Here is a 17,914-nt window from a genome sequence, read left to right on the forward strand (position 1 = left end):
GTCTAGGGGGTGGCGGCCGGGGTGGTCGGCCTACGCACGTGCGGCAGAGGCCCGACTACCGGGCGGCCCACCGACCGAGCGGCGGAAAACATGAACGCGTAGTCGACCGCGATGCGCGCCCACACGACTTTCCCGGCGCCCAGGCTGCACCAGCCCCAGCCACCGGACGCGAACGCCTGAACGAGGATCAGTCCCCGCCCACACTCAGCGCCGTCACGCGGCGATTGCAACACGGGACGCCCGGGATGCTCGTCCCACACGCACAGCTCTATGCCAGCGTCGATCCGGCTCACCCAAGCGCGGATCATGTCCCCCTTGCAAAGCGTCGCGGCGTTCCCCGCAAGCTCACCCATGATCTGACAGGCGTCACTCGCGTAGGCCGACAGCCCCCACCCGTCCAGAGCCTCACGCACCAAGGCGTGAGGTTCCCCCCGTAGCACGGACAGCTTGGGTGAGATGGGTCAGGTGGTCGTGGTCGTGGTCGAGGCTCGATGTCGTTCCTCGTAGTCCACCGGACTCAGCATTTCGAGGCTGGAATGCCGTCTGAATGGGTTATACCAGCACTCGATCCATTCAAACACCGCGGCTGCAAGTTCGGCTCTTGTTTGCCATTTCCTGGTGTCGAGGAGTTCGAGTTGCATCGAGCCCCAGAGCGATTCGATCCTGGCGTTGTCGTAGCAGTCGCCGATCGTGCCCATCGAGCCGAGGAGCCCTGCGTCCCGGAGTCGCTTCCCGAACGTCCAGGAAGTGAACTGCGTTCCGTGGTCTGAGTGCAGGATTGTGGCGTCCTTTGTGGGCTTCCTGCGGGCTACTGCGGCGGCCATCGCATCGACCACGAGTTTGGTGGTCTGGCGGATGTCGATGGAATGGCCGATGATGCGACGGGAGAAGCAGTCCAGTACGGCCGCGCAGTACAACTTCCCCTCTTCGGTCGGGTGCTCGGTGATGTCGGTTACCCACAGCAGATCGGGTGCCTGGACGTCGAAGGCTCGCTTGACCAGGTCCTCCTCGGTCGGTTCGTTAACCAGGTTCCGGCGTCCCTTGCGCCTGTAGATCCCCTGGATCCCGGCTTCCCGCATGAGTCGTTCGACTCGTTTGCGGTTCACCCGCTCGCCCCGTCCAAGCGTCAGCTCGGCGTGCACCCGCGGCGAGCCATAGCTTCGGCGAGACTCTTCATGAATCTCTTTGATGATTTTCACCAGCTCGGTATCGCGTTGTTGTTGGATGGAGGCGGGCCTGCCGAACCAGTCGGTGTAACCGGACCGGGAAACTCCTAACACTCGGCAGGCCACCGCGACGGGAATGTCGTTGTCGGCAAGCTCACGGACCAGCGAGTACCTTATTTTGGGAGCACGTTCTCGCGAGCGAAGTAGGCTGCCGCCCGCTTGAGGATCTCGTTCTCCAACTCCAGTTGCCGGGCCTTTCGGCGCAGCTCGACCAGCTCTTTCTGCTCGCCGGCGCTCAGGCCGTCGAGGTGGCCTTCTTCGATGTCGGCCTGACGGATCCAGTTGCTCAGGCACGACTGGCTGATACCGAGACTCTTGGCCAGCGCGGTGACCGGTTTGTCGCCGGTCCGGGCCAGCTCGACGGCGCGGCGCCGGAACTCCGGCGGGTGAGGTGGTGGCACGAGACACTTCCTTCCCAAGTTGATCAAGGTCAACTCAGATCGGGTGTCCGTGGAACGGGGGGAAGCTCAGTCGTTGGATAGTGACCCTTGAGAGTGGTGCCCAGATCGAGATCTGGGCAGATAGCTATAGCGATGAGGGGGACCACTATCTGTTCGGTGCGTACGTGCGCGCCTCCGTTGACGAGCAACGCTACGTTGAGGTCACGAGCCGTAGCCCCGCGAGCGTAGAGAACGTTCTCATCGTGGTTGCCCGAGTGCCCAAGGACGAGGTCGAATCGGTGTTCGGCGGGTCGGTCGACCCGGACGAGGAAACCTCCGAACCCTGACCAGGCGGGATGCTGGGAGTTCGGTGTGCCCGATGGGCCAGGGGTTCAGAGAAGCGTCTTCGTCGTCCCTCTGGGGCCTTAAGAAGACCTGTCTGTTGGGGCGGGTTTCGTTGCGTTGAAGCGCAGGGTTTGGCGGAGTACTCGGGTCGCCGTTGTGGGGCGTAGGAGTGCGGTGGGTGGGTCGATCAGGCCGGCTACTCGGAGGAAGGCGCGGCCCAGGGCTGGGTCTTGGGTGGCGCCTTGGTGGATTCGGGTGATGTAGCGCTCGATCAAACGGGACGGTGAGCGGGTGCCTGTGTTCTGGTAGGCGAGATCGGCCTTGGCGGATATCGTCCAGGCGGTGTCGATGATCCGGCCGATGTCGCGTTGGAACCGCATTGGCTGCGGTGCCGTTTCCCGCTTGAGGTGTCGGCGCAGTACCAGGGCTTCGAGTGCGGCGACGCTCATGCCCTGGCCGTAGACGGGGTTGAACGTGCAGACGGCGTCCCCGATGACGAGCAGGCCGTCCGGGAGGCGGGGCAGTTGTTCGTAGCGGTGGCGGACGCTGGCGGGGAAACGGTACGGGACGGGGTCGGTCAGCGGCTTGGAGTCCTGCAGCACCCGGTGGATGTCCGGGAAGCGCAGGCCGGCGGCGAAGGCGTCGAAGCCTTCGGGGTCCGTGGCCGGACGGTCGCCGAGGACGCCGTAGAGGCTGAGCAGGAAGTCGCCGCCCTCGGTCACCTGGAGCGCACCGCCGCGGGGGTGGTCGGGTGTCGCGGCCGTGATGACGGCGAGGTGGCCGTTGAGCGCGCCGGAGGCGGGGCGGTAGGTGCGGCTGGTGTAGCAGATTCCGATGGGCACCTCGGCCACCGGCGGGCGTGGATGGCCGAGCGAGTCGAGCCACAGCGGTGTGCGTGAGGCTCGTCCCGTGGCGTCCACCACCAGGTCGGCGGGGACGGTCTCTTCGGCGTCTCCGTCGATGCGGCGGATCACCCGGGCCCCGGTCACCCGCCCGCCGCCGGGATCGGCGACGAGCCCGGAGACGTCGCAGCGGTCGAGGACGGTCACCCCCGGCAGCGCCCGGACCCTCGCCCGGATGGACGCCTCGAGCCGCGGACGGCTCACGCCGAGCATCGTCAGCCCCGACGGCGCGGCCCGCAGGAGGTGGCCGCTGAGGTAGACCCGCGTGTCAGCGAGCATGTCGCCGGCCGGTACCCCGCTCGCGGTGAGTTCGGCGGTGAGTCCGTCGAAGAGTTCCTCCAGCGCGGAGTGGCCGCGGGCGAGGAGGGCGTGGGTGTGCCGTCCCTGCGGTACGCCGCGGCGGTGTCCGGGGCCGTCCGGGAGTTCGTCGCGCTCCACGATCACGACTTCGGTGTAGGCGTCGGCGAGCACCCTGGCCGCGAGCAGCCCGGCGATGCCGCCGCCGAGGACTACGGCGCGCTCTCCCAGGATCTTCATGGCAACCTCCAAATGTCGCTTCGGAGCCTGCCGCCGGCCGCTGTTCGGTCGCCAGGCCGGTTGTCGCTCATTTCAGCTCGGTCCGGCCCAGTGCCCGCTCCCACAGCCACGAGACGACGCGCGACACCTTCCGACGCCCGTCACGGACCCAAGATAACGCCGCGGCCATCCCGGCGGAGTGGTCGGGACGGGGGGTGATCATCGTGGGGCGGTGGAGGTGCCGGCGCGCCCTGGCGGGTGCCGCTGCGCCGAGCACTTGATCAGTATGGTTGCCCGGGACTATTTCCTTTCTGTGTGAAGGTTGTCCGTGCGGCGTTCACGTGCCAGAGGCTTTCTGGCGGATTTTCCATGGATTCATCTCGGTATCGGCATCTTCGGCAATCTCGCCTTTGTCGTCGGCAGCGTGCTGTTCCTGTATGCCGATTTGCAGCGGGCCGGGGTCTGGCTGTTCATCGCCGGCTCGTCCGGCATGCTGGTGGGCAGCTTCGGTGAGGTGCTGGTCCGGGTGGAGAACCGCGTCCGGGCGGGGGAGCCGCAGCGGTGAGGTCCGGCGAGAGGCGGCCGCCCCGCGGCCCGTTTTCCGGGTCGCGGGGCGGCCTTTTCCGGGCCCTGTGTCAGCGGCCCGGGGTGCCCTGGGTCTCGGCGCCCTGGGCGAACGCGGCGCGGAAGGTGATCGGGCCGAAGATGCCGTCGGCGTCGATCTCCTTGCGCTCCTGGAAGGCCGTGACGGCCTTCACGGTGGCCGGGCCGTACTGCCCGTCCACGACGAGCGAGGGGTCCTGGAGGACCTTCATCGCGTACTGGATGCCCTTGACCTGGGACGTGAGGCCGCTGCCCGAGCCGACCTCGCCGTTGTCGTCCTGGAGCGCGCCCCAGGTCTCGATGTCGAGTTCACCGGAGGCGGGCAGGCCCTTCGATCCCTGGTACTTCTCGAGCGCGGCCCCGAAGTCCGCGGGCCAGTTCTCGCCCTCGGGCGTCGGGTTGCAGTTGTCGTAGGCCTCGAACTGCACCAGGTAGCAGCCCATGGAGGCGATGCGGTAGTCGCTGTCGCCGGGGCCGAGTTCGACCCATGGCTGCTGCTGGATGGCCTTGACCACTGCCGGGTCGGTGTCCGGGCCGTCGGCGCTGGCGGCGCTCATCGCCCCGAGTCCGGTGCCCAGTGCCAGGAGCACGGCCATGAGGCCGAGCACTGCGCGCACGATGTTGTTCATCGGCGGAATCCCCCGTTCCAGTCGATTGGGAGCTGTTACGGGGTGAGATGGCGGCCGTTCGGGAATTGTTCTCGACAACCCCGGATTATTTGCAAATGAGAAGCGACGAATGGCGGCCGCGACAGGTTTACATGGGTTCGGATAATTTACCTTAAATGGGGCGGACGGGGTCGGTGGTGCGCTCGCGCCGCCACATGGACCGGTAGGGGCCGGGGCGGGACGACAGGTCGGCGTGGGCCCCGCGGTCGGCGACCCGTCCCCCGGCGTCGAGGACGATGATCTCGTCGACGGCGTCCAGGCCGGCGAGGCGGTGGGTGACGAGCAGCGTCGTCCGGTCCTCGGTGGCGGTCAGCAGGTCGGCGGTGAGGTCGTCGGCGGTCGTGATGTCGAGATGCTCGGCGGGCTCGTCCAGCAGCAGGATGGGGAAGTCGGCGAGGAGGGCGCGGGCCAGGGCGATGCGCTGGCGCTGGCCACCGGACACCTGAGCGCCGTGCTCACCGACGTGGGTGTCGAGCCCATGCGGCAGTGAGTCGGCCCAGTCGAGGATGCGGGCGCGGCGCAAGGCGTCCCGGATCTCGTCGTCGGTGGCGGTGGGACGGGCCAAGCGGACGTTCTCGCCGATCGTCGAGGCGAACAGGTGGACGTCCTGGGCGCATAGGCCGATGACACGGCGGACGTCGTCGCCGCTGAGGGCGTGGAGGTCGACGCCGTTGAGGGTCGTCCGTCCACCGGCGGGTTCTAGGAAGCGCAGGAGGACGGCGGTGAGCGTGGTCTTGCCGGAACCGCTCGGACCGACGATCGCGCAGCGTCGCCCTGGCGTCAGGTCCAGGGAGAGGTCGTTGAGGACGGACGGTCCGCTGGGCGTCCACCGGGCTCGCAGGTTCTCGACCGAGAGCGTGTAGGGCGCGGCAGGCAGCGGTGTGGGGGTGTCCGGGTCGTGTACTGGCTCGGGGCTGTCCAGGACGGCGAAGATGCGCGTGGCCGAACGCCGGACCCGTTCCATGTATTGGGCGGCCAGAGGGAGCCCTGCGACGACCTCGAATGCGGCCAGCGGCAGCAGGACGACCACCGCGAGCAGCACCCCGTCGAGCATCCCTGAGCGGACGGCCGGGACACCGACGGCGAGACTGCCCCAGACGGCCAGGCCGCCCGCGAGGGCGGAGATGGCGGCCCCCACCCCGGCGGTGGTGGAGGAACGGGCTGAGGCGCGGGTGAAGTCGCGGTCCAGGCGTGTGGCCTCGGCTAGTTGTGCGGGTGCGGCGCCATAGGCGATGAGTTCCGGTGCGCCTTGGAGGGTGTCGACGACGTGTGAGGTCAGTTCGGCGCGCAGGTCGGTCGTCTGGCGCTCGGCACGCCGTGACATGACGGCCGACAGCCAGGGCGCGACTACGCCTGCGAGGAGCAAGGCGAACAGGAGCACGAGTCCAGCCGATGGAAGCAGCGCCCAAGCCAGCCCGACCGATGCACCACCGACGACGGCAGCGACCGTGCAGGGCAGCAGCACTCTGAGGAAAAGGTCCTGAACGGCATCGACATCCGCGACGAGCCTGTTCAGGAGGTCGCCGCCACGGAACGAGGGAAGCCCACCGGGCGCGAGCCGTTCCAGCCGCTCGTACACACGCGCGCGCAGATCGGCGAGTATCCGGAACGTCGCGTCATGCCCGAAGAGACGCTCCACGTAGCGGAACACGCCGCGTCCCAGCCCGAACGCACGAACGGCCACCACGGCGACCATCAGCGTCAGCACCGGCGGGTGCTGCGCGGCCCGCGAGATGAGCCACGCCGCTGTCGCCATCAGCCCCACCCCGCTGCCGAGCGCCAGCACACCGAACACCACGGCGACGGCAAGCCGGCCCCGGGCCGGCCGAGCGAACCTGATGAGCCGGATGATCACGTCGTCACCGTCGCGGGGGTGAGGTGGATCGTGCGGTCGGCGAGGGCGGTCAGGGCCGGGCGGTGGGCTACGAGGATCACGGTGCGGGTGGCGGCCAGGCGGCGGACGGCTTCGATGACGGCCGCCTCGCTTTCCGTGTCGAGGTTCGAGGTCGGCTCGTCCAGGAGGAGGAGCGGCGCGTCCCGCAGGAAGGCGCGCGCCAGGGCGATGCGCTGGCGCTGACCCCCCGACAGGCCGAGGCCTCGTTCACCGAGGGGCGTGCCGAGGCCCTGGGGCAGGGCGTCGACGAACTCCAGCGCGTTCGCGGCGCCGGCGGCGGCCCGGACTTCGGCGTCGGACGCGTCCGGGCGGCCCAGGCGGATGTTGGCGGCGACCGTCCCGGCGAACAGGTGGGGGCGTTGCGGCACCCACGCGATGCGGGCGCGCCAGGCGTCCGGGTCGAGCCGGGCGAGGTCGTCCCAGTCGGCCAGGACGCGGCCGGAGTCGGGCCGGACGAAGCCGAGGAGCACGGCGAGGACCGTCGACTTCCCGGCGCCGCTCGGGCCGGTCAGCGCGACCGTCTCCCCTGGGTGGACGGTGAGGGAGAAGTCGTCGAGGGCGGGGGCGTCGCGCCCGTCGTAGGCGACCGTCACGCCTTCCAGGCGGAGGGTGGCGCGGGCCAGGTCGGGGACGTCGGTGCGCGTGCCGGCGGGAGGCGGCGGCGTCTCGATCACCCCGAAGACGCGTCCGGCGGCGGTGAGGCCCTCGACGCTCGCGTGGTACTGGGCGCCGACCTGCCGCAGCGGGAGGTACGCCTCCGGCGTGAGGATCAGGACGAGCAGCGCGGTCTCCAGGCCCATGCCGCCCTCGACGAGGCGCAGCCCGATCGACACGGCGACGAGCGCGACCGAGATCGTCGACAGCACTTCCAGGACGAGCGCGGACAGGAACGCGATCCGCAGCGTCGACATGGTGGCGCGCCGGTGCCGGTCGGTGACCTCGCGGATCTTGGCGGCCTGCGCCCGTGCCCGGCCGAAGATCTTCAGGGTGGGCAGCCCGGCGACGACGTCCAGGAAGTGGGCGGACAGGAGGGAGAGCGTCCGCCACTGCCGGTCCATCTTCCGCTGGGTGGTGAGGCCGACCAGGATCGCGAAGACCGGGATGAGCGGCAGCGTCACCGCGATCGTCACGGCGGAGAGCCAGTCGCCGAGCAGGATCCGCGCCCCGACGGCGGCCGGGACGATCACCGCGAGGACGAGTTGCGGCAGGTAGCGGGAGAAGTAGTCGTCCAGCGCGTCGACGCCGCGGGTGGCGAGGGTGGCCAGTTCTCCGCTGCGTTCGCCGGACAGCCACCGCGGGCCGAGCAGCAGCGAGTGCGCGAGCAGCCGGCCGCGCAGCTGCGACTTGACCGCGGCGGACGAGCGGTGGGCCGCGACCTCCTGCAGCCACGCGACGAGGGCTCGCGCGAGGACGACGGCGAGCAGCAGCACCATCGGGGTCCGCAGGTCGGCGAGGGACGCGCCGCCGAGGAAGGCCCGGGTGAGCATGCCGGCGAGCAGCGTCGCCTGCGCGATGATCAGCGCGGCGGTCGCGGCGCCGAGCGCCACGGACGCCAGGAGGAAGATCCGCGTCGTCCGGGCGTACCTCAGCAGCCGCGGATCGAGGGGCTTCATCCGACCTGCTCGGGCTTGCGCGCGGGGATGTGGGACGTGCCGATGCGCTTGCGGAACACCCAGTACGACCAGCCCTGGTAGATCATCACGATCGGGGTGAACACCAGCGCGACCCACGTCATGATCGTCAGCGTGTAGGGGGTCGACGCGGCGTTCTCGGTGGTCAGGCCGCTCGCGGCACCGAGGGTGGAGGGCATGACGTCCGGGAACAGTGCGGTGAACAGGGTCGCGACGGCGAGCATGATGGCGGTTCCGGTGCCGATGAACGCCCAGCCCTCGCGTCCCCGCCCGTTGGCCGCGGCCGCCAGGACCAGCCCGGCGGCGGCGCCCCCGGCGGTCAGCCAGGTCACCGGCTTGCCGTGCTCGAGCTGGGTGATCAGCAGGAAGCTCCCGCCGGCGGCGACGGCCGCGACGGCGGCGACGCCCGCGACGCGGCGGGCCTGGGTCCGGATGTCCCCGGACGTCTTGAGCGCGAGGAACACCGCCCCGTGCAGCACGAACAGGATCATCGTGGTGAGCCCGCCGAGCAGCGCGTACGGGTTGAGCAGGCCGGCGAGCGTCCCGGTGAACTCGTGGTCGGCGTCCAGCGGCACGCCGCGCACGATGTTCGCGAACACGACGCCCCACAGGAACGCGGGGATGAGGCTGCCCCAGAAGATCGCCTTGTCCCAGCGGGCGCGCCACCGCGGCTCGTCGCGCTTGCCCCGGTACTCGAACGCGACCCCGCGGACGATCAGGGCGAGCAGGATGAACAGCAGCGGCAGGTAGAAGCCGCTGAACAGGGTGGCGTACCACTCGGGGAACGCGGCGAACATGGCGGCGCCGGCGACGACGAACCACACCTCGTTGCCGTCCCAGACGGGACCGATGGTGTTGATGACGACGCGGCGTTCGACGTCGTCGCGGCCGAGGACGGGCAGGAGCATCCCGACGCCGAAGTCGAATCCCTCCAGGAAGAAGTAGCTCGTCCACAGGAAGGCGATGATGATGAACCAGACGGTGGTGAGTTCCATGACCGGCGGCCCTCTCAGTAGGCGAACGCCAGCGAGCGCTCGGAGTCGGGGTCGTTGTCGTCGGGATCCTCGGGGAGGACCTCGTCCTCCGAGGGCGGTCCGGCCTTGGCGTACTTGGCCATCAGCCCGGTCTGGATGAACAGCAGGACGCCGTACAGCGCGGTCAGCGCGGCGACGGACACGAGCATCGAGCCGGCGGCGACGCTCGGCGAGACGCTCGCCGACGTCTTGAGCACGCCGTAGACCGACCAGGGCTGGCGTCCCATCTCGGTGAAGATCCATCCGGCGGAGTTGCCGATGAACGGGAGCGCCAGCGACAGCGTCCCGATCCGGTACACCCACGGGCTGGACGGGAGCCGCCCGCGCCGCAGCAGCCACAGCCCGGCCAGCGAGACCAGCGCGGTGACGAACCCGACCCCGACCATGATCCGGAAGTTCCAGTAGACGACCGGGACGAACGGCCGGTAGTCGCCGGGCCCGTGGGCGGCCTCCGCCTCGGCCTGGAGGTCGTTGATGCCCTGGACCTGGCCGTCGAAGCTGCCGGTGGACAGGAACGACAGGATGGCCGGCACCTTGATGCCGAAGATCTCCTCGTCGCCGTCGAGCGTCCCGACGGTGAGCACGGACAACCCGGCGGGCGCCTCGGTCTCGTAGATCGCCTCGGCGGCGGCCATCTTCATCGGCTGCTGCTCGGTCATGGTCTTGCCCAGGAGGTCGCCGCTGACGGCGACGCCGATCGAGGCGACCGCGGTGACGGCCAGCGCCAGCTTGAGCGACGGGCGGAACACCTCGACGTTCTTGCGGCGCGCCAGGTGCCAGGCGCTGACGCCGGCCATGAACATGCCGGACGTGACGAACGCGGCGGTGATCGTGTGCGGGAACGCGGCGAGGTGCGTCGAGTTGGTCAGCACGGCCCAGAAGTCGGTGAGGACGGCCCGTCCGGTCTCCTCGTCGATGCGGTAGCCGACGGGGTGCTGCATCCAGGAGTTCGCGGAGAGGATGAAGAACGCCGACAGCACGGTGCCGATCGACACCAGCCACATGCACATCACGTGGAGGACCTTGGGGAGCCGGTCCCAGCCGAAGATCCACAGCCCGAGGAAGGTCGACTCGACGAAGAACGCGAGCAGCCCCTCGATGGCGAGCGGCGCGCCGAAGACGTCGCCGACGAACCGGGAGTAGTCACTCCAGTTCATGCCGAACTGGAACTCCTGGACGAGCCCGGTGACGATCCCCATCGCGAAGTTGATCAGGAGGAGCTTGCCCCAGAACTTGGTCGCCCGCAGGTACGCGGTCTTGCCCGTCCGGATCCACGCCGTCTCCAGGACCGCGACCAGTGCGGACAGCCCGATCGACAGCGGGACGAACAGGAAGTGGTACACGGTGGTGATCCCGAACTGCCACCGTGCGATGTCGACAGGGTCCATGGGCGAGGGCCTCTCCGGGGATCTACTACAAGCTGTAGTACTACATCCTGTCAGACATACTACGAGCTGTAGTACTACGCAGTGTGGTTAAGTGCCTCACAGCGGACGGCCATCGCCGATCACCGGACGGCGGGCCCCCGGAGCGGCCCGCCCTCGCCCGCTGACGCCCGCCGCGGGTGTCGTCGCGCGGCGCATTTTCGGGCCCCTCGCGGTCCCCGTGACCACCGTGTTCTGTGGCTGCTGATGCCCATTGAGGCGAATAACGTGGAATGTTCCGACCGGGGCGGGGCATAAGAAGCCCCCACGGCGACGTTAGACTCTAGGAATCATTCTTCGGCGCCCCATGGCGTCCGGCTCGTCCTTGCAGCCCACTCATACCGTGGTGCCTCCCGAGACGTGCCCCCCTCTCGGAAGGTAATGCGTGACCACAGCTGACGCTGCACAGAACCCGTCCATGCCCGCTACCGCGGACGAGGAGCGGGTTCCCTCCTTCACCGAGCTCGGCATGCCGCCGGCGCTGGTGAACGTCCTGACCCGTCAGGGCATCGACGCACCGTTCCCCATCCAGGCCGCTGCGATCCCCGACGTCATGGCGGGACGCGACGTCCTCGGGCGCGGCCAGACCGGCTCCGGTAAGACCCTGGCCTTCGGCCTGCCGCTGCTCACCCGCCTCTCCGGCCGCAAGGCCGCCCCCAAGCGCCCGCTGGCGCTGATCCTCGTGCCGACCCGCGAGCTGGCCCAGCAGGTCCAGAACAACCTCGAGCCGCTCGGCCGCGGACTCGGGCTGCACTTCAAGACCGTCATCGGCCAGACGTCCATGTTCAAGCAGATCGACGCGCTGCGCCGCGGCGTCGAGATCCTGGTCGCCACCCCCGGCCGCCTCAAGGACCTGATGCGGCAGGGCGCCTGCGACCTGTCCGACATCGAGATCGCGGTGCTGGACGAGGCCGACCACATGGCCGACATGGGCTTCCTGCCCGACGTCACCGACATCCTCGACGCCGCCAAGCCCGGCGGGCAGCGGCTGCTGTTCTCCGCCACCCTCGACAAGGACGTCGACGTCCTCGTCAAGCGCTACCTGAGCAACCCGGTGACGCACGCCATCGGCCAGGTCGACGTCTCCGTCGACACCATGGAGCACCACCTCCTGCTGGTCGCGCCCAAGGAGAAGGCCGCCGTCACCGCCGAGATCGCCAACCGCGAGGGCCGCACGATCCTGTTCGCCCGCACCAAGCACGGCGTGGACCGGCTCGCCAAGCAGCTCGTCCAGGTCGGCGTCCGCGCGGCGGGCCTGCACGGCGGCAAGAGCCAGGGCCTGCGCACCCGCACGCTCGCCGAGTTCCGCGAGGGCTCGATCAGCGTCCTGGTCGCCACCGACGTCGCCGCCCGCGGCATCCACGTCGACGACGTGACCCTCGTCATGCACGTCGACCCGCCCGCGGACAGCAAGGACTACATGCACCGCGCGGGCCGCACCGCCCGCGCCGGTGAGAGTGGCACGGTCGTCACGCTCGTCCTGCCGCACCAGGTGCGCGCGACGTCCGCCATGACGCGCCGCGCCGGCATCAACGCGCCCCGCACCCGGGTCACCACCGGCGACACGGAGCTGGTCAAGCTGACCGGCGCCCGCCAGCCGTCCGGCATCCCGATCGAGGGCCCGATCATCCCCGAGCGCCCGCGCCGCGAGGGCGGCGGCGGCCGGGGCCGCCAGGGCGGCGGACGGCGCGGCGGCCGCGGCTACGGCGGCGGCCGTCCCCGCGACGGCGAGCACCGCGGTTCCTACTCCGGCGGCGGAGGCCCCCGCTCTGGCGGCGGCTCGCACGGCAGCCGCCGCAGCGGCGGCCCGACGAACCGCCAGCAGGGCGGCGACCGCCGCCCCGCCCGCAACACCTGACAGGCCGACCAGGAGCCCCGCCCGCGACGGGCGGGGCTTCGCCTGTTTCAGGCCCTTTCGATACTTCCGGCACCCGGCGGACGGCGTCCGCGTCGTAGGTGTGGCGATCATGGGCGGGCGTGGACGGAGGGCGAGCGGTGGTTTACGGGCAGGAAACGTGGGGGGCGGCCGGCGGAGCACAGGCGCCGGTCGTGATCCGCGTCGAGACGGCGGCCATGGCGGGGCGGCACGGGGCGAGCTCCATGAGGCTGCCGCTCATGGCGCAGATCGGTGACTCACCCCGGATCACTCTGCAGGTCGGCGACAACCCTGTGCCGCTGCCGCCGGGGGTCTGGCCGGTGCGGGTCTGGTGCTTGTACTACGGGATCAAGACCGGGCGGGCGGAACTCACCGTCGACACGCGCGCGGGGCAGCCCGTGCTGCTGTATTACATGGCTCCACGCACGATCTACAACCGGGGAGTCCTCGCGTACCAACCCACCGAACGCCAGGGGAAATCGACGCTGGCGCTCATCTACGGGTTGGCCATTGGCGTGACGCTGCTCGCGGTCGTTCTCGCGGCGGTGCTGTCCGGCTAGCCGGCCTCCTCGCGGAGGACGCCGTCATCGCGGGAGGCGGTCTCCTCGCGGAGCTTGTCCTGGAGGATCTGGAGGCCTTCGAGGCCGTCCACGGAGAGCGCGGCCAGCTCGTCCAGCGACATGAGGGGATCGGCGCGCAGCGGCGGCTGCCAGCCGTTCTCCTTGTCGTGGCTGCGCAGGATCTTGGCGGGGATGCCGCCGATGACCGCGTGGTCGGGGAACTCGCCGCGGACGACCGCGCCGCCCGCGACGGCGACGTTGCGGCCGAGCCGGGTGCCGGGGAGGACGATCGCGCCGGTTCCGATCCAGCACCCGTCGCCGATGACGACGGGGTTGTTCTCCGGCCACTGGCGGCCTATGGGCGTGTGCACGTCGCCGTAGGTGTGGTTCTGGTCGGTGATGTAGACGTTCGGGCCGGTGAAGACGTCGTCGCCGATGTCGATGGACTGGTGCCCGACGATGTGGGTTCCGCGTCCCAGGGAGCAGCTCGCGCCGATGCGGACGATGACGTCCGGCCCGAGGTCGAGCCCGGGGACGAACCCCGCAGAGATCGTGACGTGCGTGCCGACCAGCGTGTGGTCGCCGATCGAGATCCACGGCTCGCCGTAGATGGCGCCCACCGGGAAGCCGATGCACGCGCCTTCGCCCAGGTAGGCGAACTTGCGGCGGCCGGGTGTCAGCGGGGTTATCTCGCCGTGCCGCTGGATCCACTCCCAGGCGTGGTGGACGGCGGCGTGCACGCCCCGGCGCGCCCGGTCCCCGGCCCGGGCCGCCAGCGCCTGCCGGATCGAGCGCTTCGGTGACATGGCGTTCACCGTACCGGTTGGTAGTAACCGTGGGGGTGGGAGGGACGAGATCAAACGATGCACGGCCGGGCAACGGCGGAGGGCCCGGCCGCAAGCGACCGGGCCCTCCGATGAACGCCTTCATCCTCGGCGGGATGAAACCCGTTCACGCTAGTGCGGAGAGTGGACCTGACCATCGACGTCGGCGCCGGTGACCGTCATGGAGTCGGCCGAGGTGGCCTCCCCCGACTGCTCACCGGAACCCTTGGCCAGATCACGGATGGTGTCACGTCGTGTCGCCACCACACCGGCCACGCCGACGGCGGCGACCACCCCCATCATCGCCATGAGGGCGCCGCGTCCGGACTTGGCCTTCTTCGGCGGCTCCACCCGGTGCGCGGTGTCGGTCAAGAACATGCTCACCCGCGGAGCGAGCCCGGTCTCCACATACCGGGCCGCCTGCCGGAGCCTCGGTGCGCTCCAGCTGCGGACGACCATCACACGCTCATCCGCGGCGGGCTTGATCCGCTCCGCCGCGGAGGAGGCACCCTGACGGCACGACTCGACGCCTTGCCGGGCCATCTCCTGAGCGCGGCCGAACCGCGTGAGTGCTTCCTCCTGCGGCTTCCGGCGGATACTGATCATTAGGGACACGCTAACCTCCCTGTTTGCGAGGTCCTGTCGAGCACCCTTCCCGAAGTGAGGAAGGTAAACCCTGTATCTGCAATCGTCCGAACACACAGGGTGACCGTTTTCGGCCGGTCCCCTCGCGTCCAGAGGTACGGACCAACTCCACGAGGAGGCAGTCAGCGTGGCCAACGAGATCTTCGCGACGCTCAACACGTCGCTCGGCAAGATCGTGATCCAGCTCTACCCGGAGCACGCGCCGGAGACGGTGGCGAACTTCGTCGACCTGGCGGAGGGCAACCGGACCTGGCACGACCCGCGTACCGGCCAGAAGAGCAACGAGCCGCTCTACAACGGCACCGTCTTCCACCGCGTGATCGACCAGTTCATGCTCCAGGGCGGTGACCCGCTGGGCACCGGCACGGGCGGTCCGGGCTACGAGTTCAAGGACGAGTTCCACCCGGACCTGAAGTTCAACCGGCCCTACCTGCTGGCGATGGCCAACGCGGGGCCCGGAACCAACGGTTCCCAGTTCTTCATCACGCTCAGTGTCGCCCACACCCAGCACCTGACCGGCCGGCACACCATCTTCGGCAAGGTCATCGAGGGCACCGACGTCGTCGACCGGATCGGCAACGTCCCGAAGGGCCGCAACGACCGTCCGGAGCAGGACGTCGTCATCCAGTCGGTGACGATCGAACGCCGCTAGTCGTTTCATACTGTGAGACCTGACAGCGGGTGAGACCCGTACCGGCCCCACGGAGCCCCAGAATGAGCACAGAACACAGTCCCGCCCCCGAGACCTCGGTGCCGACCTGCTACCGGCATCCGGGCCGGGAGACGTATGTGCGCTGCACCCGGTGCGACCGTTACATCTGCCCCGAGTGCATGCGGGACGCGGCGGTGGGGCACCAGTGCGTGGAATGCGTCACCGAGGGCAACCGGGGTGTCCGCAAGGCGGTTCCCCGGACGGTCCTCGGCGCGCGGGGCTCCACGTCGGCGGTCCCCGTAGTCTCCTACACGCTCATCGGCGCGTGCGTACTGGCGTACCTCGCCGAGCTGGCGTCATGGCGCGTCGTGTGGGAGTTCATGATGCTGGGCCGGGGCCTGCTGCCCGACGGCCAGGTCGGCGGGGTTGCCGAGGGCGAGTGGTACCGGCTGTTCACCACGATGTTCCTGCACCAGCGCGGGGGGACGTTCGGCATCACCCACATCCTGTTCAACATGTGGGCGCTGTACGCGATCGGCCCCGCGCTGGAGCAGGTGCTCGGACGGTGGCGTTTCCTGGCCCTGTACGTGCTGTCGGGGCTGGGCGGCTCGGTGCTGCTGTACCTGGTCGGAGCCCCGGCGGCCTCGGCGGTCGGCGCGTCCGGCGCGATCTTCGGCCTGTTCGGCGCGTTCTTCGTGGTCGGCCGGAAGCTGGGCGGGCCGATCGGGCCGATCGTGGTGCTGCTGGTGATCAACCTGGTGATCACGTTCTCGGTGCCGGGCATCTCCTGGGAGGGGCACGTCGGCGGCCTGGTGGTGGGCGCGGTGCTCGCGGCGGCCTTCGCCTACGCGCCCGCCGCGCAGCGGAGGCTGCTGCACATCGGGGCACCGCTCGTCACGCTGGCGCTGCTCCTGGCGCTGGTGGCCGTCAGGACGGCGGAACTGACCCCGGCGATGGGGTAGCCGTGAGCGCGGACGCCGTCACGCCATGCGGCGTCCGCGCCCTCGCCTGTGGAAAACCTGGGGAAAGCCGGGGTTGCCCCTCCCCGACCTGTGGATAACTCGCTGTCAGCGCCACTTGGTGGACAGGATCACGCCCAGGATGATCGCCGTGAATCCGATCCCCAGGTTCCAGTTGTGGAGGTCGGTCATGTACGGGATCTCGGTACCGGTGCTGGCCGTCACGTAGAAGACGGCGATCCAGATCAGCCCGATGAGCCACAGCCCGATCATGGTCGGCACCAGCCAGCGGGGGCTGACCTCGGGGCCCTTGGACTTCTGCGGAGGCGTGTAGACGGCCTTCTTGCGGGTTTTCGACTTGGCCACGGTTGGTCGGTCTCCTCGGGCGTCCCGGCGGCCGGAGCGCCGGACCGCGCATGGGTGGTTTGTCGGTTAGCGTAGTCGCTGGTGAGCAGAGTACGGCGTCCAGCGTGGGGAAGCATCCTCCCAGTTGTCACGCTACTCGCGGGCGCCCTGTTCGCGGCGAGCGCGAGCACGGCCCGCGGTACCGGCCTGCGCGAGCAGGGCCCCACCGAGATCACCGAGCTCATCGCCGCGGAACAGCGGCGCGGCCGCCAGCAGCGCGCCGAGTACCGGCGCCTCCGCCACGAGATCGACCGTATCTCGCGAGCGACCGCACGTCACCACGCGAGAGCGAAACAGGCCCGCGCCGGCGCCGGTTTCACCGCGCTCGGCGGGCCCGCCGTCCGCGTCTCCCTGGACGACGCGCCGCCCGACGAACCGCCCCCCGGCGTCCACCCCGACGACCTCGTCGTCCACGAGAGCGACGTGCAGGCCGTCGTGAACGCCCTGTGGGCAGGCGGCGCCCGCGCGTTGCAGATCATGGACCAGCGGGTGATCTCGACGAGCGCCGTCCGCTGCGTGGGCAATACCCTGATCCTCCAGGGCGTCGTGTACTCGCCGCCGCCCTACACCGGCAACGTGACGATGAAGCACGCTACGGTGCCGGACTAGCCGGCCAGACCCCCGAGGAGGACGCACCGGTGCGGACGCTGATCCGTGGCATGGGCGAACTGTGCATCACCGCCGGACTGGTCTTCATGCTCTTCGTCACCTACACCCTGTGGGGCACCGGCCGCTACACCCAGGACCAGCAGGACCGCCTCAGCGACGAGATGCTGAGCCAGTGGAGAGCCTCCAAGGTCACCACTGAGAAGGTTGAACTCGGGGAGGGACTGGCGATGATCCGCATCCCGAGCTTCGGCGAGGACTGGAGCTTCGTCGTGATCGAGGGCGTGGACCGCGACGACCTGCGCAAGGGCCCCGGGCACTACCCCGGTACCGCCGGGCCGGGCGAGGTCGGCAACTTCGTGATCTCCGGCCACCGCACCACCTACTCCGCCCCCTTCAACCGCCTGGGCGAGCTGGACCGCGGCGACGAGATCCTCATCGACACCCGCGAGAAGCAGTACGTCTACAAGGTCACGGACCGCAAGATCGTGAAACCCTCGGCCACCGAGGTCACGGCGCCCGTCCCGGGCCGCCCCGACCGCAAGCCCACCGACCCCCTGATCACCCTCACCACCTGCCACCCCAAGTTCTCCGCAGCCAAGCGCATGATCATCTTCGGTGAACTGGCGTCCGCAGTCCCCCGCGTGAAGCAGGCATAGGAGCCCCTCGTGTACGCCTGGATCTGGCGCCGCCTACCCGGCACATGGCCCACCAAGACCGCTGCGGCCCTGGCCCTGGTCATAGCCACGGCCGCCCTCTTCTGG

19 protein-coding genes are annotated in these 17,914 nt (G+C 69.6%); 8 read left to right on the top strand and 11 right to left on the bottom strand.

What is annotated here, in order from left to right; all coding sequences use genetic code 11:
• Positions 1-461: 461 nt before the first annotated feature.
• Together E1285_RS34215 and E1285_RS34220 are read right to left on the bottom strand one after the other, a co-directional pair.
• A complete protein-coding gene (locus E1285_RS34215) occupies positions 462-1,343 on the bottom strand; it encodes an IS3 family transposase (RefSeq protein ID WP_243723244.1) in 882 nt (293 codons plus the stop codon).
• Entirely contained in the window at positions 1,340-1,627 is a 288-nt protein-coding gene (locus E1285_RS34220) for a transposase (RefSeq protein WP_165966873.1), read from the bottom strand. Before E1285_RS34220 ends, E1285_RS34215 begins: the two co-directional genes overlap by 4 nt.
• Before the next feature lie 80 nt (positions 1,628-1,707).
• Here E1285_RS34220 and E1285_RS34225 point away from each other — a divergent pair, with 80 nt between their 5' ends.
• On the top strand, positions 1,708-1,953 hold the full coding sequence (locus tag E1285_RS34225; RefSeq protein WP_132158726.1) for a hypothetical protein: 246 nt from the start codon (positions 1,708-1,710) through the stop codon (positions 1,951-1,953).
• Positions 1,954-2,031: 78 nt separating this feature from the next.
• On the opposite strand, the gene E1285_RS34230 is transcribed toward E1285_RS34225, so the two are convergent.
• A complete protein-coding gene (locus E1285_RS34230; protein WP_132158727.1) occupies positions 2,032-3,390 on the bottom strand; it encodes an FAD-dependent monooxygenase in 1,359 nt (452 codons plus the stop codon).
• 307 nt (positions 3,391-3,697) lie between these two features.
• Here E1285_RS34230 and E1285_RS34235 point away from each other — a divergent pair, with 307 nt between their 5' ends.
• Positions 3,698-3,934 carry a YrhK family protein gene (locus E1285_RS34235; protein WP_132158728.1) on the top strand — a complete coding sequence of 79 codons (237 nt, stop codon included), beginning with the start codon at positions 3,698-3,700 and terminating at the stop codon, positions 3,932-3,934.
• 70 nt (positions 3,935-4,004) lie between these two features.
• Here the strand turns inward: E1285_RS34235 and E1285_RS34240 are convergent, their stop codons facing one another.
• From E1285_RS34240 to E1285_RS34255, 5 genes are all read right to left on the bottom strand, one after another.
• Entirely contained in the window at positions 4,005-4,601 is a 597-nt protein-coding gene (locus E1285_RS34240; protein WP_132158729.1) for a peptidoglycan-binding protein, read from the bottom strand.
• A gap of 151 nt (positions 4,602-4,752) precedes the next feature.
• Positions 4,753-6,495: a thiol reductant ABC exporter subunit CydC gene (gene cydC, locus E1285_RS46910; RefSeq protein WP_207947017.1), complete on the bottom strand. Its 1,743-nt coding sequence runs from the start codon at positions 6,493-6,495 to the stop codon at positions 4,753-4,755.
• Positions 6,492-8,147: a thiol reductant ABC exporter subunit CydD gene (cydD, locus tag E1285_RS46915; protein ID WP_207947019.1), complete on the bottom strand. Its 1,656-nt coding sequence runs from the start codon at positions 8,145-8,147 to the stop codon at positions 6,492-6,494. Before cydD ends, cydC begins: the two co-directional genes overlap by 4 nt.
• Positions 8,144-9,160 carry a cytochrome d ubiquinol oxidase subunit II gene (gene cydB, locus E1285_RS34250; RefSeq protein WP_132158730.1) on the bottom strand — a complete coding sequence of 339 codons (1,017 nt, stop codon included), beginning with the start codon at positions 9,158-9,160 and terminating at the stop codon, positions 8,144-8,146. Before cydB ends, cydD begins: the two co-directional genes overlap by 4 nt.
• A gap of 14 nt (positions 9,161-9,174) precedes the next feature.
• Entirely contained in the window at positions 9,175-10,587 is a 1,413-nt protein-coding gene (locus tag E1285_RS34255) for a cytochrome ubiquinol oxidase subunit I (protein ID WP_132158731.1), read from the bottom strand.
• 454 nt (positions 10,588-11,041) lie between these two features.
• Here E1285_RS34255 and E1285_RS34260 point away from each other — a divergent pair, with 454 nt between their 5' ends.
• Entirely contained in the window at positions 11,042-12,481 is a 1,440-nt protein-coding gene (locus tag E1285_RS34260; protein ID WP_132158732.1) for a DEAD/DEAH box helicase, read from the top strand.
• Positions 12,482-12,672: 191 nt separating this feature from the next.
• A complete protein-coding gene (locus tag E1285_RS34265) occupies positions 12,673-13,059 on the top strand; it encodes a hypothetical protein (RefSeq protein ID WP_132158733.1) in 387 nt (128 codons plus the stop codon).
• Here the strand turns inward: E1285_RS34265 and E1285_RS34270 are convergent.
• Both E1285_RS34270 and E1285_RS34275 read right to left on the bottom strand, forming a co-directional pair.
• Positions 13,056-13,865 (bottom strand): DapH/DapD/GlmU-related protein, encoded by an 810-nt coding sequence (locus E1285_RS34270; RefSeq protein WP_132158734.1) that lies wholly within the window; start codon positions 13,863-13,865, stop codon positions 13,056-13,058. The genes E1285_RS34265 and E1285_RS34270 overlap by 4 nt on opposite strands.
• A gap of 150 nt (positions 13,866-14,015) precedes the next feature.
• A complete protein-coding gene (locus tag E1285_RS34275; RefSeq protein WP_132158735.1) occupies positions 14,016-14,489 on the bottom strand; it encodes a hypothetical protein in 474 nt (157 codons plus the stop codon).
• 166 nt (positions 14,490-14,655) lie between these two features.
• Between E1285_RS34275 and E1285_RS34280 the strand changes: the two genes are divergently transcribed.
• Together E1285_RS34280 and E1285_RS34285 are read left to right on the top strand one after the other, a co-directional pair.
• Positions 14,656-15,180, top strand: coding sequence for a peptidylprolyl isomerase (locus E1285_RS34280; RefSeq protein WP_132158736.1), 525 nt, complete (start codon positions 14,656-14,658; stop codon positions 15,178-15,180).
• A 62-nt stretch (positions 15,181-15,242) separates the two neighbouring features.
• Positions 15,243-16,142 (top strand): rhomboid family intramembrane serine protease, encoded by a 900-nt coding sequence (locus tag E1285_RS34285; protein WP_132158737.1) that lies wholly within the window; start codon positions 15,243-15,245, stop codon positions 16,140-16,142.
• A gap of 105 nt (positions 16,143-16,247) precedes the next feature.
• On the opposite strand, the gene E1285_RS34290 is transcribed toward E1285_RS34285, so the two are convergent.
• Complete coding sequence (locus tag E1285_RS34290) at positions 16,248-16,505, bottom strand: cell division protein CrgA (RefSeq protein ID WP_132158738.1); 258 nt, start codon at positions 16,503-16,505, stop codon at positions 16,248-16,250.
• Between the two features lie 81 nt (positions 16,506-16,586).
• Here E1285_RS34290 and E1285_RS34295 point away from each other — a divergent pair, with 81 nt between their 5' ends.
• Both E1285_RS34295 and E1285_RS34300 read left to right on the top strand, forming a co-directional pair.
• On the top strand, positions 16,587-17,153 hold the full coding sequence (locus E1285_RS34295) for a DUF881 domain-containing protein (protein WP_132158739.1): 567 nt from the start codon (positions 16,587-16,589) through the stop codon (positions 17,151-17,153).
• Between the two features lie 29 nt (positions 17,154-17,182).
• Positions 17,183-17,809 (top strand): class E sortase, encoded by a 627-nt coding sequence (locus E1285_RS34300; RefSeq protein ID WP_243723243.1) that lies wholly within the window; start codon positions 17,183-17,185, stop codon positions 17,807-17,809.
• Positions 17,810-17,914 lie beyond the last annotated feature (105 nt).

The sequence above is a fragment of the Actinomadura sp. 7K507 genome, from assembly GCF_004348425.1.
Taxonomy (GTDB): Bacteria; Actinomycetota; Actinomycetes; order Streptosporangiales; family Streptosporangiaceae; genus Spirillospora.